This is a genomic window from Geomonas sp., from assembly GCF_056994735.1.
Map to the genome: position 1 here is coordinate 1 of NZ_JBXKJL010000172.1, position 17,260 is coordinate 17,260.

Below are 17,260 nucleotides of genomic sequence, written 5' to 3' on the forward strand. Positions count from 1 at the left end.
GACATCAGGGATTTCACCGGCGCCAAGGTCGGAGAATTCGACCCGTCTCATGCGGCCTTCACCTTAGGGGCCAGGTTCTTCTTCAACTGACCGGGGTGATTTCGGATCACACCCTTCTAGAAGCTCAGGGTGAACGGCTCATTGCCGTTGAGCGTCGTAAGTCGCTCCACTATCACGACCCGAGCTGTCGGATCGGGAGCCAAGGGAATAACAAAGGGGGATCGGCTATGGCAGCCGGTCCCCCTTTTTTCTTTGTCTCCCACTGCCATCAAGTTACCTGATTGCCAATCTTCCGCCAGCTTCCAAAACTGTCATTCCCGAAGCGATTCTGATCGGGAACCCAGCTCCCAAACGACGTGAAATATGGATCCCCGATAAGGGCATTCGGGGATGACAATCCCCTACCCCTCCCTTGACAGGGGGTGGGAATGTTCGGGCGGCTTGGACTACCCTTCGATTTCTTGCCTGGCTGCTGGCGTTCCCATACAGCGGAGTCCCTTTTCACTGGCCCTCGAAGGCCCGGTGGAACTCCCGCTCCAAGCGGCCGGTGTCGCCGCCGTCGATAAAGCTCCACGGCAGCAACTCGTCGAGCGCGATCTCCCTGTAGACGAAGCTGTCGCTGTCGAAATCCGCTTCGCGCAGTGCCGTCCTCCAATTCCCCAGCCTGTCTGCCGCGACGAGCAGCGGAGCAAGCCTGCGGTCTCCCCGGGAAAAGAGCGCCTGCTGGTAGGCCTCGCGCGGGCTCTCCATCTGCAGCTTCAGGTTCGACAACTTCCCCAGGGCCTTTTGCAGGTACTTCCACTTCTTATCCAGCGACTTTATATCCTCCATCCGGCACCACTGGAACGGGGTAAACGGCTTGGGGATGAACGGGTTCACGGAGAGCTGGATCTCGCCCAGCCTCCTGTTGGCCTTCGCGGCGGTGATCACCCTCTCCCGTATGGTCGTCACCAGCGCCACCAGCTCCTCCAGATCCTCCATCGTTTCCGTCGGCAGCCCGATGATGAAGTAAAGCTTCAGGTTCAGGATGTCGTGGCCGATAAGCATGTCGCAGGCAGCCAGGATCTGCTCCTCGTCGATACCCTTCCGAACCAGGTCGCGCAGCCTCTGTGATCCCCCTTCCGGCGCCAGGGAAACGGTCTTCTGACCGCTTGACTTGAGGGCCTCGATCATGTCGGAGTCGTAGTGATCGATCCTGAACGAGGAGACGGAGAATTTCCCGCCGGCGGCGACGATCTCCCGGCACAGGTCACCGATGCCGGCGTAGTCTGAGACGGCCGCGGCGACCAGGCCGATCTTTCTGCCTTCAGCCACACCCTTCATGACCTCTTCGCGGATGACATCCCTTGAGCGGCTGCGATAGGGGAGGTAGATGAATCCGGCGGCACAGAAGCGGCAGCCGCGCGGGCACCCCCGGGAGAGTTCGACCAGGTGCATCCCGGAGAACTCGGTCGCCTCGGTATGGATCTCCGTGACACTCGGGCGGCTGTCGACCGCCGGATCCCATACCCGTCGCACCCGCGCCGGGGCGCCTTGATCGGCCTCCATCGAGACCATTGAGGCACCGTCGTAGACCGGATGATAAAGCGAGGGAACATAGACTCCCGGAAGCCCGGCAGCCTGGCGCAGCAACTCATCCCTTGAATCCGCCCCCTGACTCAGCAGGTCGAGGAGCCCCGGCAGTACCGGCTCGGCCTCCCCGACGCACACCAGGTCCAGCAACGGGGCGATCGGCTCCGGGTTCAGGAAGAGCGCGGCGCCTCCGGCCAGCACCAGGGGCTGCAACGGCGAGCGATCGGCAGCCAGGGGAGGAATGCCGGAAAGCCTGAAGATGGCCGGGAGGTTGAGGTAGTCGCTTTCGAAGGAGACCGAGAAGGCCACCATGTCGAAGGAGGAAAGGGGACGCTGCGATTCGAGGGAAAGGAGGGTCCCGCTGGTGCGTTCCAGTTCTTCGAGCTCGTCGCGATCGGGAAAGAAGGCGCGGTCGCAGACGACCCCGGGGTGCGAATTCATTATAGCGTACACCGACTGGAACCCGAGGTTGCTCATGCCTGCGTGGTAGCGGTTGGGATAGACCAGGCAGCAGGAGAGCCTGCCGCCGCGATTCCCTAGCTGGGCACCGCTCTCTGCGGCAAGAATGGTGCGTCTTTTTTCAATCGACTTGCGGGACATCTCATGAGGGTATCACCTTTGGGCAGCGGTATGAAGAAAAAAGACATGAGGAAACGTACACTACCCACTTATTGAAAATGTGACGCAGATTTGATAAGTTCGGGGACTAATCTCAACAATGTGAGGAGCGGTAATGATTCTTAAAGACATGGAGGACATCCGGCTCAAGGCCGACTGCCTTCGATCCGCCGAAGAGGTAGAGGCGGCGCTGGTACGGATGGCAGCAGAGATAACGGAGCGCCTGCAGGGCACGAACCCTGTTGCCTTCTGCGTGATGAACGGCGGCCTCTTCGTCACCGGGAAGCTGGTGGAGAAGCTCCCTTTCGCCATGGAGCTTGATTACCTCCATGCCACCCGGTACGGCGCCGAGACTTCCGGAGGGGAACTGCTGTGGAAGGTCCGGCCGGAACGGTCGATGAAGGGACGCACGGTGCTGCTGGTGGACGACATCCTCGATGAAGGGGTGACGCTGGCGGAACTGATCCGCTATTGCAAGGAGGAGGGAGCTGCCGATGTCTATTCCGCGGTCCTGGTGGACAAGATCCACGACCGGAAACCGACCGGGGTGAAGGCCGACTTCGTCGGGCTGGAGGTAGAAGACCGCTTCCTTTTCGGCTGCGGCATGGACATCGCCGGGTACTGGCGCAATCTCCCCGCACTTTACGCCATGAAGGAGCATAGATGACCTCGCGCATCGCCGCCTATTTCAAATTCCACGATCACGGGACCAGCTTCCGTCGTGAGATCGTTGCAGGCCTGACCACCTTCCTCACCATGGCCTACATCATCATCGTAAACCCCGCGATCCTCGAAAATGCCGGCATCCCGCGCGGACCCTCGACCACGGCGACCATCGTGGCTGCGGTCTTCGGCACGGTGCTGATGGCCTTTTTCGCCAACCGCCCGTTCGCGATAGCCCCCTACATGAGCGAGAACGCCTTCATCGCCTTCGTGGTGGTCAAGGTGATGGGCTACTCCTGGCAGACGGCGCTGGCCGCGGTCTTCTTCGCCGGGGTGCTCTTCACGCTCCTCACGCTCTTCAAGGTCCGCAGCTGGCTGGCCGAATCGATCCCCCTGTCTCTCAAGTGCGCCTTCGCCACCGGGATCGGGCTTTTCCTGACCTTCATCGGCCTGAACGAAACCGGCATCGTCACCCTGGGCGTTCAGGGGGCGCCGGTGAAGCTCGGCAACCTTTCCCAGCCTTCGGTGCTGCTGGCCCTCTTCGGCCTCCTCTTCACCGTGATCCTCATGTCCCGCAAGGTGCTGGGCTCGATGATGATCGGCATCGTGGTCACCACCATCGCCTCAATCGCGCTGAAGGTCACCCCGCTCCCGAAAGAGTTCATCAGCATGCCGCCCGACATCTCCCCGATCCTCTTCAAGCTGGACTTCCACGGGGCGCTGCAGCCGGCCTTCTTCCCGATCATCCTGACCATCTTCATCATGGCCTTCCTCGACACCGTCGGGACCCTGCTGGGGCTATCGATGCGGGCGGACCTGCTGGACGAGCACGGGAACCTGCCGGAGATCGAGAAGCCGATGCTGGCCGACGCGCTGGCCACGGTGGCGGCGCCTCTCCTTGGCACCACCACGACCGGGGCGTACATCGAGTCCGCCGCCGGCATCGAGGAGGGAGGCCGCACCGGCTTCGCCTCGCTCATCACGGCCATCTTCTTCCTGCTGGCACTGTTCCTGGCGCCGATCTTCACCATCGTGCCGCCGCACGCCTACGGCATCGCCCTGATCGTGATCGGCTCGTTCATGATCAGCCCGCTCACCAAGATCAACTTCGATGACTTGACCGAGCTGATGCCGGCCTTTCTCACCGTGGTGCTGATGATCTTCACCTACAACATCGGGGTCGGCATGACCGCGGGCTTCATCGCCTACCCGGTCATGAAGGCGACCACCGGCCGCATCAAAGAGGTGAAGAGCGGCGTGTGGGTGCTGGCGCTGCTGTCGCTGTCTTATTTTGTATTTGGGGCGAAGTGATAGGAACGATAAAGTAGCAGAGAATGGAGGAGTCGCAACTCCTCCGGCAGGAAAAGAAAGGGTGAAGACTTAAGGGAGATGTTGTCCCTTCTGTCTTCACTCTTTTCCGTTAGCGCGTCTTTTGTGATCTTCTTCTGGGGATCGGTCTCACATCCTTTTCCGTATCTCCGGGCTTCGCAAGCTTGTCAGAACTCTTCGTCATCCCTTTGCGCTCCGTCTGCTGCTGCCCGTGGGCATCAACGTAAAGATCCAGTAACTGTCGAATCATCCGCTGATACTGTGTCTGGTGCTTAGACGCCTCTGCCTTAAAGAACTCGACGCTTTTCTTGCTCAATGTCATGGTGACTTTGACAGCTTCTTCACGAAACGCCAGATCCGCCGGAGGGGGCAAAAAATCCGGAATGACTCTTACATCCCCGATATCCTCATCGGTGTACTTTATTTTCTCGCTCATAAATCGCCTTGCCTTTCCGCCAATATCCTGCGCCGATAATACGTATTGCCTCGTTTCTGTAGGTGAAGCGGACGGTCAAGATGCCACCCTCGACCTGTCCAAAGCAATAGTATCTTTTCTCGGCATTGCTGTGCGATAAGTCTTCAGCAATAACACGATCTGAATCCGCAAAAGCGTATTGAGCCTTAGCGAACGCGATACCATGTTTCTGCAGGTTTTCCTGATCCTTGTTGGGATCCCACTCGAATGACACCTTCTTCATAGAAAGTACCAGAAAAGGCCGAGCATCACCATATTTTTATATTGCTTTTTTTATGGCCTACTACCTTACCTTCTCATCCTCAGCCGAAGCGATTTCATCACTTTCAGAGCAGCCTTGGTGTCCTTTACTTTGACCATGCCGAAGAGGTAAGAACCGGCCTGCTCCGCCACCACGTTGCCGTATAAAGGGTCGATCCCGCTGAGTGCCGGACCTCCGCCGCCGTTGGACCGCACCTCTCCGCCCCCCTCCTGCAGGTATTTCCGGTACTTTTCCAGCGCCTGAGCTGCCTCTGTGGGCGACCCGGCAAGGAGCACGAAGACCCTCGCCGGCTCTCCGCCGACTATCGCATCAGCCATCAGACCTCGAGGGAAAAAATCGTAACCGAGGAGGCTGGTGGCCTTGTACTGCACACTCCCCTTCTCCACTTCAGGCACGGCCAGCAGTTCGACTTCCTTTGGCGCCCCCTGCCCGGCAGGAAGGAGTTCCGAAACGGTCCGGGCACAGGCAGCGAGCACACCCGCGCCGACATCGGTCTGGCCGGTCGACTGCAGGCGGACGAAATACCGGTCCTGGTAGAAGAAGAGCTGCGAGGAGGTCACCGCCCCCTCGGTCCCGGCCTTAACTCGATCGGCCCCTTCGGGGCGATAGCTCGCGTACATGCCGAAGGCATCAAGGGTCGACCCCATCCGGTAGACATCGACATCGAATCCATTTTCCCTTTTGGCATACCTTCCATACGAGAGGATCTCGAAGCCGTAGGGGAAGAAGATCTCAGCCTCGCCGTCGATCCGGTCCGAGAGGGTCTCCGGGCCGAAAACCGCGACCTTCCCCTGGAGCACCCACCCCGCCCCGCAGGCCCGGCGGGGCAGGAGCCGGAAGGGATCTTCCGCGGCAGCTGAAGGCAGGGCGGTTATAAGAACGAAAATCAAGGTGATCAGAATTCGTGGCATAGGCACCTATCCCAGGAGCTGCCGGGCCCGGGCCATCTTTGCGGTGATGTCGAGGCCGTTGACGCAGCGCGCCGTGCAGGTTGTGCAATCTTCACATACGATCGCTCTCGCCTCCTTCGGGATCTCACGATACGTGGCGCGGGCCAGGGCCGGATCGCCGTACCCCCCTTCGGCGTACATCAGGGCGCGGTTGATGGTGCTGATCTCCACGCCGCGCGGGCACCCCTTCTGGCAGGAGCCGCACATCGTGCAGAAATACGGCTCCACGGCCTCCGCGTACCTTTCCAGGATCCGCCGCTCGGCGAACTTGAAGGGCATCCCCATGACAGCGACATTTTCCCTCAGCTGCGAGAGATCCTTCATTCCCGGAATGGCGGCCGTCACGTGTGGATTCTGCAGCACCCACTTGAGCGCCGCCTGGTGCGGGCTGACCTTGCCAAGGGCGGCGGTCTGGTAGCCTCCAGCCTGGGTCTTCATGGCGATGATGCCGACTCCAGCCTTGGCGGCCCTCTCGATGGCCTCGCCGACCTGCGGCTCGGTCTTGAAGTTGTAGGAAACAAGGCAGGTATCGAAGAAACGCTCCTTGTCGTCCACCAGGGCGTTCAGGACGTCGGCCTGGTGGCTATGGGTCGTTACCCCGAAGAACCGCACTTTCCCCTGCTTCCGTAGCTCAAGAAGGGCCTCCCTGGTCTCGGGGATGAAGAGCCGCCTCCCGTCCCTGAGGTTATGAAGCTGGATCACATCGATGTAGTCGGTCTTCAGCGCCCTGAGGCTCGCCTCCACGTCCTGCGTTATGCCTATCTTTGATCTCGAGTCCGGCAGGGTCTTGGTAGCCAGGAAGACCTTGTCCCGACGTCCCTTGATGGCCTTGGCCACGATCTGCTCGTTCCTGCCCCCCATGTACTTCCGAGCGGTGTCGATATAGTTCACACCCCGATCGATGGCCACGCTGATAACCTCCGGTTCGGGAGTCAGCATGGCGCCAAAACTGACGACGGTAATCTTGAGTCCGGTCCTGCCCAGGGTGCGGTAGACAGGGGCAGGAAACGAAGCCTGCGGGGTAGCGGCCAGTTGCTCCACTACCTCGGCCAGGGCGGTGCCCCCGAGCAAGGCCGAAGTGGTGCCAACCATGCCGACCTTGATGAAGTCCCTGCGCCCCATGCCCTTGCGTCGTATCCCACTCATACCAACCTCCCGGGTTTGCCGCCCTTCCCCGTCTACGCTCCCGGACAGAAACAGGGCTGCATCTTCTCCATTCAGCAAGGTCCCATAATACGAAATTTAAACTTTTTTTCAATAAAGATATTTAATCATTCTTTCAACCTCTCCTTTGTCAGTCGTCCTCCGGCTATGACAACCTCACCATTCCGCGGGCATGCTGCTGATGTTTCAGCACCGCCGGCCATTGACATAATCACCGAGGTGTAAAGATTCGCTTCAATTCTGTCGGCGCCTTTTACAGCATCGACCGGCGCAGCCCTGTAACCGGCTGATCTACCGTTGCTTAAAGTCGGTACGGATGTTGCTGTAACACAGTGGTTTGACAGCCGTGCCCGAACTGGTTAAGCATTACAGTGTATCCCGATCGCTGGGCGTTACCTGCCCAATAGGCGCCACCTGCACGATCATCCTGCCCCTGGCGCCGAGGGGTGTTAATGTTATTTTCCAGGCGTCAAAAAGAGAAGCGCCGAGGCATGTTGCTCGATTACGCCTTGGACAATCCCTCGTCTTGCCGGCAGTGCAATGCCCTCTGCTGCCGCTCGTTTCCGACTGTGGAACTCAAGGGGGACGAGTTCCGGGAACTCCAGTCGCTCGGGGCCTCACGCCTTCAGCTCTCCCTCTTCGGCCCCCACAAACTCATCATCGAGCACGGCTGCGAGTTCCTCCACGAGAGCAGGTGCGGGATCTACGACCACCGCCCCTCCATCTGCCGCCGCTTCATCTGCAAGCCCTGACCTCACCCCCCCCGGATCTCCTTTTCCCTTCCTGCGATTCAAGATGGCCAGTAGCCGCCCTCGGCTTACCGCTGCCGCACCAGGTTCATCTTTTCAACTGACTAGCGCTAATCTTCCGCTATGAGATTGTCATCCCCGAATGCCCTTATCGGGGATCCAGATTTCACGCCGTTTAGGAGCTGGATTCCCGATCGGAATCGCTTCGGGAATGACAGTTTTGGAAGCTGGCGGAAGATTGGTGCTAATAAGGTCTTTTTAAAGGGGCTCCCGATACTATGGCGCCTGGGTCCGGAACGAAAAAAGCCGCCCGTCAGGAAGTTCCTGATTCGGGCGGCTTTTACAGCTTTTACTGCGGTGAAGATGGCGATGAGCGGCTTAGAAGAGGTAGTAGAGGGAAATTCCGCCGCGGACGCCGTCAGCATCCTTGAGATGGGTTTCGGCTTTCTTGTCGGTGACATCGGTTGCGACCACGTAGCCGACGCTCGGGAGGAGATAGAAGTTGTGCGCCACCTGGATGTAGCTGCTCAGCTCGAAGAGGAAGTCTTCGTTGGCGGTGAACCGGCTGCTGGCAGTGTTGAAGTTGGCGTCGATCTTGGCGTCCAGGGTGAAGGTGTGGTTGAACTCCTTCTCGAGGCCGACCGAAAGGGTGTGGGTATCCTGCTCATCGTGGTTCCTGATGGTGGCCCGGTAGATGGCGTAGGGAATGTGGTGGTGGGCAAGGTTGGTGCTGGCCGCGATAAAGGGGCTGACGTCGGTGGTGCCGGTACCAGCATTATTGTTGCCGGCGGTATCGAACTTGAGGCCAAGGCCGGCAACGACGGTGACAGGCTTCTCTTCCCCGCCGAGGAGACGGTACTTCCCTTCGATGGCGAAGTCGCCCACGCCGTCTTTTGTTTCACTCCTGGATTCACCGCCGGCAAGCTCTTCCCTGACCTTCTCCCGGAAAACATAGGGAATGGAAGCGGTCATCTCGAAGCCATGCCCGAGGCCGACGCCGAGGGAGTAGCGCGATTCGGTGGTGTTCCCCGTCACTTTCGCGGCCCCTTCGGGGCTGGTAGTGTTTGCAGAAGCGTGTGCATACTCGAAGAGAGCCTGTGCTTCGACCTGCTTCGGCTCAAGGACATCGGTGACGAGCAGCTTGTGCTCAGCCTGGGCGGCGGTTGCGGAAAGCATCACGCCCATCACAGCAATCATCATGTTCTTCTTCATCAAACGTCTCCTCCTGAAAAATAAATGCTCCCGCTACCCATGTGACCGCAGCATGGCACAAGCAGCCGCAACCGTCCTTTCCATCTGCCACCGGGGAAACAGAGCCGGAAGCGGAGACCAGAAAAGCGGAGAACTGATACCAAGGCGGTTAATGAGGCAGGGGGCTCTCATTAGTACCTCATTTTCATCTTGATGACAACCCGGAAAGACGGCCTCGGAGGGTAACTACCGGATCGGCAATCGATGGTAAACTTCAATACCTGCGGAAGATGCATGATAAAGTATGGGTTGTGCCGACCGGCCAACCGCGGTTGCCTGGAGCCCGGCTGTCGGGTGGATCATCAACCCGGTGGCCGCCCCGCATTTTTTCAGAGGATATACTCCTACAGTAATTCATTGAATTTACGATGAGGAGAGGACATGGCAAAGAAAGTCTTCATCGCGGCCATCGAGAAAAACAGCGGAAAGACTACTACCAGCATCAGCCTGCTGCATCTCGCCCTGAGGAAATACCAGAGGGTGGGCTACATAAAACCTTTCGGCGGCCAGACCGTCAACTTTCATGGCAAGGTGGTGGACAAGGACGTGGCCCTGATGGCCCAGGTCTTCGACCTCAGCAGCGAAATCGAGCTGATGTCACCCGTCGTCCTGAGCCCCAACACCACCAGGGAGGTGATTGATGGCATCATCCCGCCGGAGGAGTTGCAGCAGCGCATACTGCACGCCTACTCAGAGGTGGAAAAGGAATGCGACTTCATCGTAATCGAGGGTTCGGGGCATCCCGGAGTCGGTTCCGTCATGGACATTTCCAACGCCCAGATAGCGCACATGCTGGATGCCCCGGTGCTGCTGGTGACCGGGGGAGGCCTGGGGGATGTAGTCGACCGGCTGGCCATGATCCAGGCGTTTTTCGAAAAGGAGGGGGTCAATCTTCGGGCCATCCTGGTGAACAAGCTGATCCCGGAAAAGAGGGAGCGGACCCTGGACTATCTGCAGCGGGCGCTTGGCAAGTACTCCTTCGAGGTGATCGCGGGCTTCGACTACCAGCCGGTCCTGGCCAACCCGACCCTGCGCCGCATCTCCACGGTGCTCAATATCCCGGTGCACGGCAACCGGCGCGAGCTGCAACGCATCATCTACAAGGTGCTGGTAGGAGCGGCCTCGACCCAGCGGTTCATGGAGCTCCTCAAGGAGCCGTCCTTGATCATCGTCACCAGCAGCAGGAACGAACTGTTGGTGACCCTGGCCCATCTCTACCAGATGCCGCAATACCGCCCCCTCATAGTGGGACTGGTGATCTCGGGGAGCATGCCGATCAACGATATTACGCAGCAGATCCTGGACAAGAGCAGGATTCCCTACATGCGCGCCGAAAGCAGCATCTCGGCCAACCTTTACCAGAAGATCAACAAGGATGTCTCCAAGATCATTTCCGAGGACCGGGAAAAGCTGGACCTCATATTTTCGCTGGCGGAGAAGACGCTCGATTTTGATGCCATTGACGCGCTTTTTTCGGTATAATGCCGCGGGTACTCTATGCAACGAAGGAAGGAAAAGCATGTGCAGTGTTAGCAATCCCCGCCACACCACCGTAGTAGGTTGCCTGGTGCGCAACGACGCCAACCAGGTGCTCCTGATCAAGCATTACAAACGAGGCTGGGAGATCCCTCAGGGCCGAGTCGAGGAGGGAGAGAATCTGCTGGACGCCCTGCGTCGCGAGGTGCGGGAGGAGGCTGGGGTGGAGATCAAGCCGGGTCCGCTGGCCGCGGTATGGTCGATGTTGACCCCGCCGTCCGCCGTGATCTTCACCTTCCTCGGGACTTACGCGGGGGGGGAACTCGGCTTTAGCGATGACAGCGTGGAAGCCTGCTGGTTCAGCGAGGAAGAAGCACTTGTTGCCGTGACAGGTTCAGTGATGCAGGACCGTCTGAAAGTGCTGCTGGAGTACCACGACACAACCCTCTACCGCGCCTATACCACCCGCCCGTACCAGGTGCAGATGGAAGCCTGCCTGGGGCACTAGCCGCATCAATAAAAGGTATCAAAAAGGGCATCCATCACTGGATGCCCTTTTCTCTCGAACCCCGCCCTAAAAAGCTTTATTGATCCCTCGTTCTGCTTACATCACCTAACACATCTCCAAGGCTGCACCGATTCTTGTCTTAAGCTGTCCAAGATCCTGGGCAGAAAAGTCTGTGACGACTTTAAGATAATTCACTCCAAGGGTGTCTCTGACGTAAGATTCAACCTTCACTGCTTCAACGTTATACGTATGACACGATTGCAGCACGAGATCGATTACAAGATCAGGCTTTAGCAGTGCAACCTGTTTTTGAAGGGTATCCGTACGTCCGGTGTTGGGAGTCATGCAAGCACAGGGAATTTCCAAGTACCGTTTGGCAATGGCCATCAGCGGGTCGCCACTTCCTTCTTCAATCTTTCCCACAAAGGGTTTAAGCCCTGCGCAGTTATCAAGACCGACAATCGCCGCACCCTCTTCATCAACAAGCTTAAGGACCTTCAAAACGTCTCCACCGATGGGGCATCCCGTGATCAAAACACGCTTGGCATTCTCTTTGGAGGTGAAGGCACCTTTGTCACGGCGTTCAGCGAGTGTCTTGATGATTTCCTGAAGTTTAGCGATTGCCTCGCTGCCGGTTGAAACCATTGCGTAGGTCGAGACGTCATACATCTCCTGCCAGGTAATGACCGAAGGCTTGTGTGCTCCGAATGCAAAAATCTCTTCGACGAGACTGTTTTTCACGTTGCTCGCCTGGATGCTCTCCTCGAGGGCGTCATCCGTGATCTTCGTTTCAAATTCGGATTCCAGGAACCTTTTGAAGCCGGTTATGGAGTGTTTCCAATATTCGACAGCCCCTTCGTTGGTCGGGCACTGAGGAAGGTCCATGACGTAGAGAGGGCGATGCTTTCCAATAAGTTCAAACATCTTCTTTTTACCGTCGCAGGTGGTTTCCCCGACAACGGCATCAGTCAGTTCAAAGAAGGGGCAGGTTTTCAATTCGATGAATCCAAAGCTCGATTTGATCAGGGGGCAGAGGTTGGTGGGAAGCGTCTCTTCTGCTTTGGCTATCGGAGCGTTGGAAAAGGCGCAAAGGACAGCCGGGACGCCACCCGCGGCCCAGACCAGTTCCACCGGCGCATAGGAGCAGTAGGCCCCCACAACCTTGGAGCCGGTCTCGCGCCTTTTTACCACCTGCCCGAGCGCACGTTTCAAGGGGAAATCAGCAAATTCATCAGTGAATAGCGGCGTCAGTTGACTCATGTCATCTCCTGTTTATGTAAGGAATTGTTTTGATAAGAGGGCGGCGCCATAGGCACCGAAGAAATCGGGATACTCAGGGACTACAATCTTTTTATCAAGTGCATCGGACAGGAAGCTCACAAGGGCGCTGTTTCTGGCACCGCCGCCGACAAAGAGAACTGACAGCGAGTCAGCCGTAGTCATTTTGGACAGGAGCGAGACCAGCTTCTTGAGAAGGGACTCGTGTATCGCCCTGGCGATGTCTTCAACCGACATCCCCGTGGTCAGCAGTGAAATCACTTCCGATTCGGCAAATACCGTGCAGGTGCTATTGATTTCGAGCGATTTGTTGCCCTTCATTGCCGCCGCAACGAGGTCCCCCAGACTAAGGCCCAAGGTTGCCGCCATCATTTCGAAAAATTTCCCCGTGCCGGCAGAGCACTTATCATTCATCTCGAATTTAAGAAGCTGGCCGTTCTTGCGATCGATCAGGAGTGCCTTTGTGTCTTGTCCGCCTAGATCAATGACCGTGGCTATATCCTGGTGAAAGTGATGTGCAGAAGTCGTGTAGGCCTTGATTTCGGTCACCGCTTCGCCACCTAGGACTTTTTGCGATAGATATCGGCCATACCCGGTTGATACCAGTGTATCCCACGTATGCTTCGTTTTTATCAGACTCAATTGCGAAGCAAGATCAATCGAGGTCTCAGCTTGGAAACGATCGATGACCTCATAGGTCTCACCGTCCATGAGAACGAACTCGACACTTCTCGATCCGATGTCGATTCCTGCAAGTTTGATAAGTACCTCCTGACCTTGTAGATTTACATCCAGAGTACCCAGGCATCCTGGATATTCTTCATAATCCAGTCGAAAGGCGGGTTGTCTCGATCTAACCCGCCGCGGAATTCTAAGGGAATTTCCAACCTGCTGTCAAATTCATTGATTTCATGCAACCGATGACATCCATCGTTTTTACAAATAGCGGCTATAGAGTCTCTTCCAAAGGAATGACACAAAGTGGTGAGGTGGCAGGTTGTGGGCCTTTCATGACTTAGGTCATGTTATATTTGCAGTCGCCGGTGTAAAAAGCCACGACATGGTGCGGTTCGCACCTGTGATATCGACAGCAAAAGGAGTTACAGATGGGAAGTTGCGGATGCGGCCACACCGCCGGTGCGGGCCCTTATGCGGAAGGAAGGGAGTTGGTGGATTTTGTTTCCAGGGCCCACGGCGGCGAACTCAGGGACCGGCCGCTTCCAGGTGGCGGCCTGGCGACCACCTGCCAGGGGTGTGGCGCCCCCTTTACCCTCGCCACCTTGGTAGGGAGTTGTCCTGCCTGCGGCGGCATTCATGCCGTTTCGCCGCCGCGCTGCCATGATGCGGCAGCCATCCAGTTTGCCGGAGCGGGTTACCAGCTTCCTCCGTGCTAGCCGCTGCATCGCACCTGAAAGGGATCGGCCCCTGGGACAGGAAGATTTTTTCCGATGTCAGGGGCTGCCCACTCCCTCCTGCACAGGTCTCCCAAATGGCCGTAACATCAGATAGCGCTCCTGGGCGTCTTTCGCTTGCCTGATTACGCTTGCTGCGCGCAAGGTGAAAACGGTGTCCATCGGCACGCCACCGCTATCCAGCATGTTCGCTGTCCACTTGTTGCAGGTATTGGTAATGACGTAATAGCTTCGAGCCTTGAAAAACCTGCTTTCACCATAAAGTCCTTTTTTCAAAGGCAATGGACGATTACTCTGGTCAAACTTGAAGCTCGCACGTAGCGCATCTTTCAAATGCTCCAATCCTCTTTCCGACAAATTGAGCTCAACAACATCACTTCCGCTGAAGTACTTTTGCGGGGTTTCAGGAATAGAAACGACGTGCATCACGGACGGATTTCTCCACAATACAGCCTTTAACAAAACTGGCGCCGTAACTTTTCCAGCCTGGTAAAACTCTGCCTCACCCCAGCCGAACTCATAGTACTGGCCCTGGTGAAGATACTCTTTCAGGAAACCAAGTTCCTGTCCCAAATCCTCTCTCGACAACACGATCCCCGTGTGCCATCCGTGGCCTACCACGTAAACCGATCGTTCCTCAGCTCTTGTCTCCGGCAGATATTTCCACTTCTGACAACCGGCGCATCCGGTCAAAATCAACATGAAGCAAACGAAAGTTGACAGCACCCAATTCCGCTGCAGCCATCGTCCACAAGTAGCGACCCGCGTTTCGGTGAGCCGTGGCATTTCCATGTGAACCTCCCAGCGTTAAAGAATGCCAGAAAGCTCTACCTTTTAAAACACCCACGACGACAACAGATGCGCCCCATACGGCACCTTGGCTTAAAAGAAAGCCCCCGGCACTGCCGGGGGCTTTCTTGGAGGAATATGGTTGGTCGGCTTGCTGCTCTACGGCAGGCAGACGGCAGCAGCGATACAGAGGCTGTTGCTTTTAACGGTTCCTGCCGGGCAACCAGAAGGTTCACACTTTGAAGTGGCTGCATTATACGCTTGGCCTGGCTGGCATGCCGTGCCCGAACAGCTGCCCAGACTGGTATTGAGGGCAAATGCCGTCGGGCAGGACCAGGGCCCCACGTACTGGCCGGTTTCGACGTCCCAAGTGAACTGGCTGAGAGGCGTTCCCGAGGTGCATGCCTGCTCATAATATCCGTAGCTTCCCCCCAGCGTGCAGGCCGAGTTCATGGCGCCGGCACAGACATTGGTGTCGACATCGAGGATGTACCCCCGCGGGCAGGTGGGCGCGACAGCGCTGACCGGGGCGGCGAAATCGCACTTGGTGGTGAAGGGGTTGTAGGTCTGCCCGGCCGCGCAGGCCGCAGCTGCCGCGGTTTCACACTTACTGGTGGCAGCGTTGATGGTGCTCCCCGCAGGGCAGCTTGCCGTCACCATGGCGCCCGAACAGCTGCCGTTGCCGGTATTGACGGCATAGGCCGGCGGGCAGGCCCACGGGCCCACGTACTGGCCGGTCTCGTCATCCCAGCTGAACCCAGGAAGCGGACTGCCTGAAGTGCAAGCCTGTTCGTAATAGCCCCAGCTGCCTCCATGGGTGCAGGCGGAGCTGGCGGCTCCTACGCATTTGTTGGTGAGGGAGTTGAAGGTATAGCCTTCCGGACAGCTGGCAGCGGCGGTAAAGGTGGCCGCAATCTCGCACTTGTTGCCGTAGGCGTTGTAGGTGTATCCACTCGGGCAGGGAGAGAGATTGCCGGTTTCGCATTTGCCGAAAGAGGGGCTGAAACTGCTGCCGGCTGGGCAGGTCAAGGTGGTCGCCGCGACAGGAGCAGGTGCTTCACATGCGGAAGTGGTCGGGTTATACACCTGACCGTACTGGCATGCCGTGCCGGAACAGCTGCCCAGAGTGGTATTGAGGGCAAATCCCGTGGGGCAGGACCAGGGCCCCACATACTGGGCGGTTTCGTCGTCCCAGATGAACTGATCGAGTGGGGTTCCCGAGGTGCAGGCATGCTCGTAATAGCCATAGCTCCCCCCCAGCGTGCAGGCGGAGTTCATGCCGCCGGCGCATTTATTGGTACCGGCCTCGAGGATATACCCCAGCGGGCAGCTGGGAGCGGCGGCGCTTACCAGCGGAGTGAAGTCGCACTTGGTGGTGAAGGTGTTGTAGGTCTGCCCGGCCGCGCAGACCGCAGCTGCCGCCGTTTCACACTTGCTGGTGGCCGCGTTGATGGTGCTCCCCGCGGGGCAGCTTGCCGTCACCATGGCGCCGGAACAGCTGCCGTTGCCGGTATTGACGGCATAGGCCGGCGGGCAGGCCCACGGTCCCACGTACTGGCCGGTCTCGTCATCCCAGTTGAACCCCGGAAGCGGACTGCCTGAAGTGCAAGCCTGTTCGTAATAGCCCCAACTGCCGCCCTGGGTGCAGGCGGAGCTGGGGGCTCCTACGCATTTGTTGGTGAGGGAGTTGAAGGTATAGCCTTCCGCACAGCTGGCAGCGGCGGTAAAGGTGGCTGGAATCTCGCACTTGTTGCCGGAGGCGTTGTAGGTGTACCCGCTCGGGCAGGGAGAGAGATTGCCTGTTTCGCATTTGCCGAAAGAGGGGTTGAAACTGCTGCCGGCAGGACAGCTCGCCGAACTCGTAGCGACAGGGGCAGACACTTCACACTTGTTAGAACCAGCGCTGTAAAAGTACCCTGGCAAGCATGGAGAGAAGCTCGCCTCGCAGCGGTCAGCAGCGGCGTTAAAGGCAGTGCCCGGCGGACAGACGGGGGCGCCGGTGGCGCAGGTGGAGCCGTTGGCGGTACCAGATTGCAAGGCAAAGAGACAGCAAACCACAAGCGACACCAAGTAAGGTACAACCGGTTCTCTGTTCATTCGGGCTCCTTTTGTAGGGGATTTTCAGGTGCACCACTTCCCGTTACTGATAGTTGCAAGGATCAAAGAGCGTCTCCCAATGCGCCGAAACAGCTCACGCGCCGACAGGGCCGACTCCCCAGATGCGGCTTTCCTTCGAAAGACGGTGGGCGGGCGACGTTGCGAGCGCCATCGACAGGTGATGAGCCCATTAGAGCAGACGACACCACCGGCACATTTGCAGATAAATATCATGAGTTGTTTTTAAATTCTATACTTTTAATATTAAAGCGGTTCAGGATGAGTCGGGGGGGGGGTGGTTCGGGTATGGAGGGTCGGAAGAAAAACTTTCAGCGGTTTTTTTCGAGTTCCTGGTCGAGGTACTTCATCTGCCTGAAGTTGTCGGTAAGTTCGTTGTTCTCCCTTGTCAGCGAATCCTTGGCTGCTTTCAGGTCCTGATTCTGGCGGGCGAGCTCGTCGGTAACCTTTATGAGCTCAAAGAGTGGCGCGGCCTGTGCCGTCCAGGGACTGTCCGGATACTCCTTCTTAAGACGCATCAAAAGCCGACGTCCCCGCCTGGAGACCGGGACGGCACGGTTTGGCTTCAGCGAGAGGAGCGCCAGCCTGAACAACGCCTCGTCCGTAACCCCAGAAACAGCCCTCCCTTCGCAGACGGTCTGGAGAGCTC

Annotated in this window: 16 protein-coding genes and 1 pseudogene; 6 read left to right on the forward strand and 11 right to left on the reverse strand. The window is 57.9% G+C overall.

Going from position 1 to position 17,260, the window contains the following annotated elements:
* Positions 1 to 501 precede the first annotated feature (501 nt).
* Positions 502 to 2,172: a radical SAM protein gene (locus tag AC11W3_RS07975; RefSeq protein WP_484092778.1), complete on the reverse strand. Its 1,671-nt coding sequence runs from the start codon at positions 2,170 to 2,172 to the stop codon at positions 502 to 504.
* A gap of 133 nt (positions 2,173 to 2,305) precedes the next feature.
* On the opposite strand from AC11W3_RS07975, the gene AC11W3_RS07980 reads away from it, so the two are divergent.
* Together AC11W3_RS07980 and AC11W3_RS07985 are read left to right on the forward strand one after the other, a co-directional pair.
* Complete coding sequence (locus AC11W3_RS07980) at positions 2,306 to 2,857, forward strand: hypoxanthine-guanine phosphoribosyltransferase (RefSeq protein ID WP_484092146.1); 552 nt, start codon at positions 2,306 to 2,308, stop codon at positions 2,855 to 2,857.
* A complete protein-coding gene (locus tag AC11W3_RS07985) occupies positions 2,854 to 4,164 on the forward strand; it encodes an NCS2 family permease (RefSeq protein ID WP_484092779.1) in 1,311 nt (436 codons plus the stop codon). Before AC11W3_RS07980 ends, AC11W3_RS07985 begins: the two co-directional genes overlap by 4 nt.
* A 109-nt stretch (positions 4,165 to 4,273) precedes the next feature.
* Here the strand turns inward: AC11W3_RS07985 and AC11W3_RS07990 are convergent, their stop codons facing one another.
* The 4 genes from AC11W3_RS07990 to AC11W3_RS08005 all read right to left on the reverse strand — a co-directional run bounded on the left by AC11W3_RS07990 (position 4,274) and on the right by AC11W3_RS08005 (position 7,015).
* Positions 4,274 to 4,618, reverse strand: coding sequence for a hypothetical protein (locus AC11W3_RS07990; protein WP_484092148.1), 345 nt, complete (start codon positions 4,616 to 4,618; stop codon positions 4,274 to 4,276).
* Positions 4,590 to 4,880, reverse strand: a complete 291-nt coding sequence (locus AC11W3_RS07995; RefSeq protein WP_484092149.1) for a BrnT family toxin — start codon at positions 4,878 to 4,880, stop codon at positions 4,590 to 4,592. The genes AC11W3_RS07990 and AC11W3_RS07995 overlap by 29 nt, the downstream gene beginning before the upstream one ends.
* Before the next feature lie 65 nt (positions 4,881 to 4,945).
* Positions 4,946 to 5,830: a DUF6599 family protein gene (locus tag AC11W3_RS08000; protein ID WP_484092780.1), complete on the reverse strand. Its 885-nt coding sequence runs from the start codon at positions 5,828 to 5,830 to the stop codon at positions 4,946 to 4,948.
* A 6-nt stretch (positions 5,831 to 5,836) separates the two neighbouring features.
* The gene (locus AC11W3_RS08005; RefSeq protein ID WP_484092781.1) at positions 5,837 to 7,015 is read right to left on the reverse strand and encodes an aldo/keto reductase; all 1,179 of its coding nucleotides are present in this window, start codon (positions 7,013 to 7,015) and stop codon (positions 5,837 to 5,839) included.
* A 509-nt stretch (positions 7,016 to 7,524) separates the two neighbouring features.
* On the opposite strand from AC11W3_RS08005, the gene AC11W3_RS08010 reads away from it, so the two are divergent.
* Positions 7,525 to 7,785 (forward strand): YkgJ family cysteine cluster protein, encoded by a 261-nt coding sequence (locus AC11W3_RS08010; protein ID WP_484092152.1) that lies wholly within the window; start codon positions 7,525 to 7,527, stop codon positions 7,783 to 7,785.
* A gap of 375 nt (positions 7,786 to 8,160) precedes the next feature.
* Here the strand turns inward: AC11W3_RS08010 and AC11W3_RS08015 are convergent, their stop codons facing one another.
* The gene (locus AC11W3_RS08015) at positions 8,161 to 8,994 is read right to left on the reverse strand and encodes a hypothetical protein (protein WP_484092153.1); all 834 of its coding nucleotides are present in this window, start codon (positions 8,992 to 8,994) and stop codon (positions 8,161 to 8,163) included.
* Between the two features lie 420 nt (positions 8,995 to 9,414).
* Here AC11W3_RS08015 and AC11W3_RS08020 point away from each other — a divergent pair, with 420 nt between their 5' ends.
* Positions 9,415 to 10,515, forward strand: a complete 1,101-nt coding sequence (locus tag AC11W3_RS08020) for a phosphotransacetylase family protein (RefSeq protein ID WP_484092154.1) — start codon at positions 9,415 to 9,417, stop codon at positions 10,513 to 10,515.
* Positions 10,516 to 10,552: 37 nt separating this feature from the next.
* Positions 10,553 to 11,017, forward strand: coding sequence for an NUDIX hydrolase (locus AC11W3_RS08025; RefSeq protein WP_484092155.1), 465 nt, complete (start codon positions 10,553 to 10,555; stop codon positions 11,015 to 11,017).
* 105 nt (positions 11,018 to 11,122) lie between these two features.
* Here the strand turns inward: AC11W3_RS08025 and AC11W3_RS08030 are convergent, their stop codons facing one another.
* Positions 11,123 to 12,277, reverse strand: coding sequence for a double-cubane-cluster-containing anaerobic reductase (locus AC11W3_RS08030; RefSeq protein ID WP_484092156.1), 1,155 nt, complete (start codon positions 12,275 to 12,277; stop codon positions 11,123 to 11,125).
* Positions 12,278 to 12,289: 12 nt separating this feature from the next.
* The gene (locus AC11W3_RS08035; protein WP_484092163.1) at positions 12,290 to 13,165 is read right to left on the reverse strand and encodes an acyl-CoA dehydratase activase; all 876 of its coding nucleotides are present in this window, start codon (positions 13,163 to 13,165) and stop codon (positions 12,290 to 12,292) included.
* A gap of 236 nt (positions 13,166 to 13,401) precedes the next feature.
* Between AC11W3_RS08035 and AC11W3_RS08040 the strand changes: the two genes are divergently transcribed.
* The gene (locus AC11W3_RS08040) at positions 13,402 to 13,689 is read left to right on the forward strand and encodes a hypothetical protein (RefSeq protein WP_484092157.1); all 288 of its coding nucleotides are present in this window, start codon (positions 13,402 to 13,404) and stop codon (positions 13,687 to 13,689) included.
* Between the two features lie 57 nt (positions 13,690 to 13,746).
* Here the strand turns inward: AC11W3_RS08040 and AC11W3_RS08045 are convergent, their stop codons facing one another.
* The 3 genes and pseudogenes from AC11W3_RS08045 to AC11W3_RS08055 form a co-directional block, all read right to left on the reverse strand.
* Positions 13,747 to 14,499 (reverse strand): DUF2459 domain-containing protein, encoded by a 753-nt coding sequence (locus AC11W3_RS08045; RefSeq protein ID WP_484092158.1) that lies wholly within the window; start codon positions 14,497 to 14,499, stop codon positions 13,747 to 13,749.
* Between the two features lie 156 nt (positions 14,500 to 14,655).
* The gene (locus AC11W3_RS08050; RefSeq protein ID WP_484092159.1) at positions 14,656 to 16,377 is read right to left on the reverse strand and encodes a hypothetical protein; all 1,722 of its coding nucleotides are present in this window, start codon (positions 16,375 to 16,377) and stop codon (positions 14,656 to 14,658) included.
* A 545-nt stretch (positions 16,378 to 16,922) separates the two neighbouring features.
* A pseudogene (locus tag AC11W3_RS08055) lies at positions 16,923 to 17,260 on the reverse strand (hypothetical protein); the annotation flags it as partial.

Coding starts and splice junctions, on each gene's coding strand:
- AC11W3_RS07975 (WP_484092778.1), bottom strand. CDS start 2,172: ATGTCCCGCAAGTCGATTGAAAAAAGACGCACCATTCTTGCCGCAGAG.
- AC11W3_RS07980 (WP_484092146.1), top strand. CDS start 2,306: ATGATTCTTAAAGACATGGAGGACATCCGGCTCAAGGCCGACTGCCTT.
- AC11W3_RS07985 (WP_484092779.1), top strand. CDS start 2,854: ATGACCTCGCGCATCGCCGCCTATTTCAAATTCCACGATCACGGGACC.
- AC11W3_RS07990 (WP_484092148.1), bottom strand. CDS start 4,618: ATGAGCGAGAAAATAAAGTACACCGATGAGGATATCGGGGATGTAAGA.
- AC11W3_RS07995 (WP_484092149.1), bottom strand. CDS start 4,880: ATGAAGAAGGTGTCATTCGAGTGGGATCCCAACAAGGATCAGGAAAAC.
- AC11W3_RS08000 (WP_484092780.1), bottom strand. CDS start 5,830: ATGCCACGAATTCTGATCACCTTGATTTTCGTTCTTATAACCGCCCTG.
- AC11W3_RS08005 (WP_484092781.1), bottom strand. CDS start 7,015: ATGAGTGGGATACGACGCAAGGGCATGGGGCGCAGGGACTTCATCAAG.
- AC11W3_RS08010 (WP_484092152.1), top strand. CDS start 7,525: ATGTTGCTCGATTACGCCTTGGACAATCCCTCGTCTTGCCGGCAGTGC.
- AC11W3_RS08015 (WP_484092153.1), bottom strand. CDS start 8,994: ATGAAGAAGAACATGATGATTGCTGTGATGGGCGTGATGCTTTCCGCA.
- AC11W3_RS08020 (WP_484092154.1), top strand. CDS start 9,415: ATGGCAAAGAAAGTCTTCATCGCGGCCATCGAGAAAAACAGCGGAAAG.
- AC11W3_RS08025 (WP_484092155.1), top strand. CDS start 10,553: ATGTGCAGTGTTAGCAATCCCCGCCACACCACCGTAGTAGGTTGCCTG.
- AC11W3_RS08030 (WP_484092156.1), bottom strand. CDS start 12,277: ATGAGTCAACTGACGCCGCTATTCACTGATGAATTTGCTGATTTCCCC.
- AC11W3_RS08040 (WP_484092157.1), top strand. CDS start 13,402: ATGGGAAGTTGCGGATGCGGCCACACCGCCGGTGCGGGCCCTTATGCG.
- AC11W3_RS08045 (WP_484092158.1), bottom strand. CDS start 14,499: ATGGAAATGCCACGGCTCACCGAAACGCGGGTCGCTACTTGTGGACGA.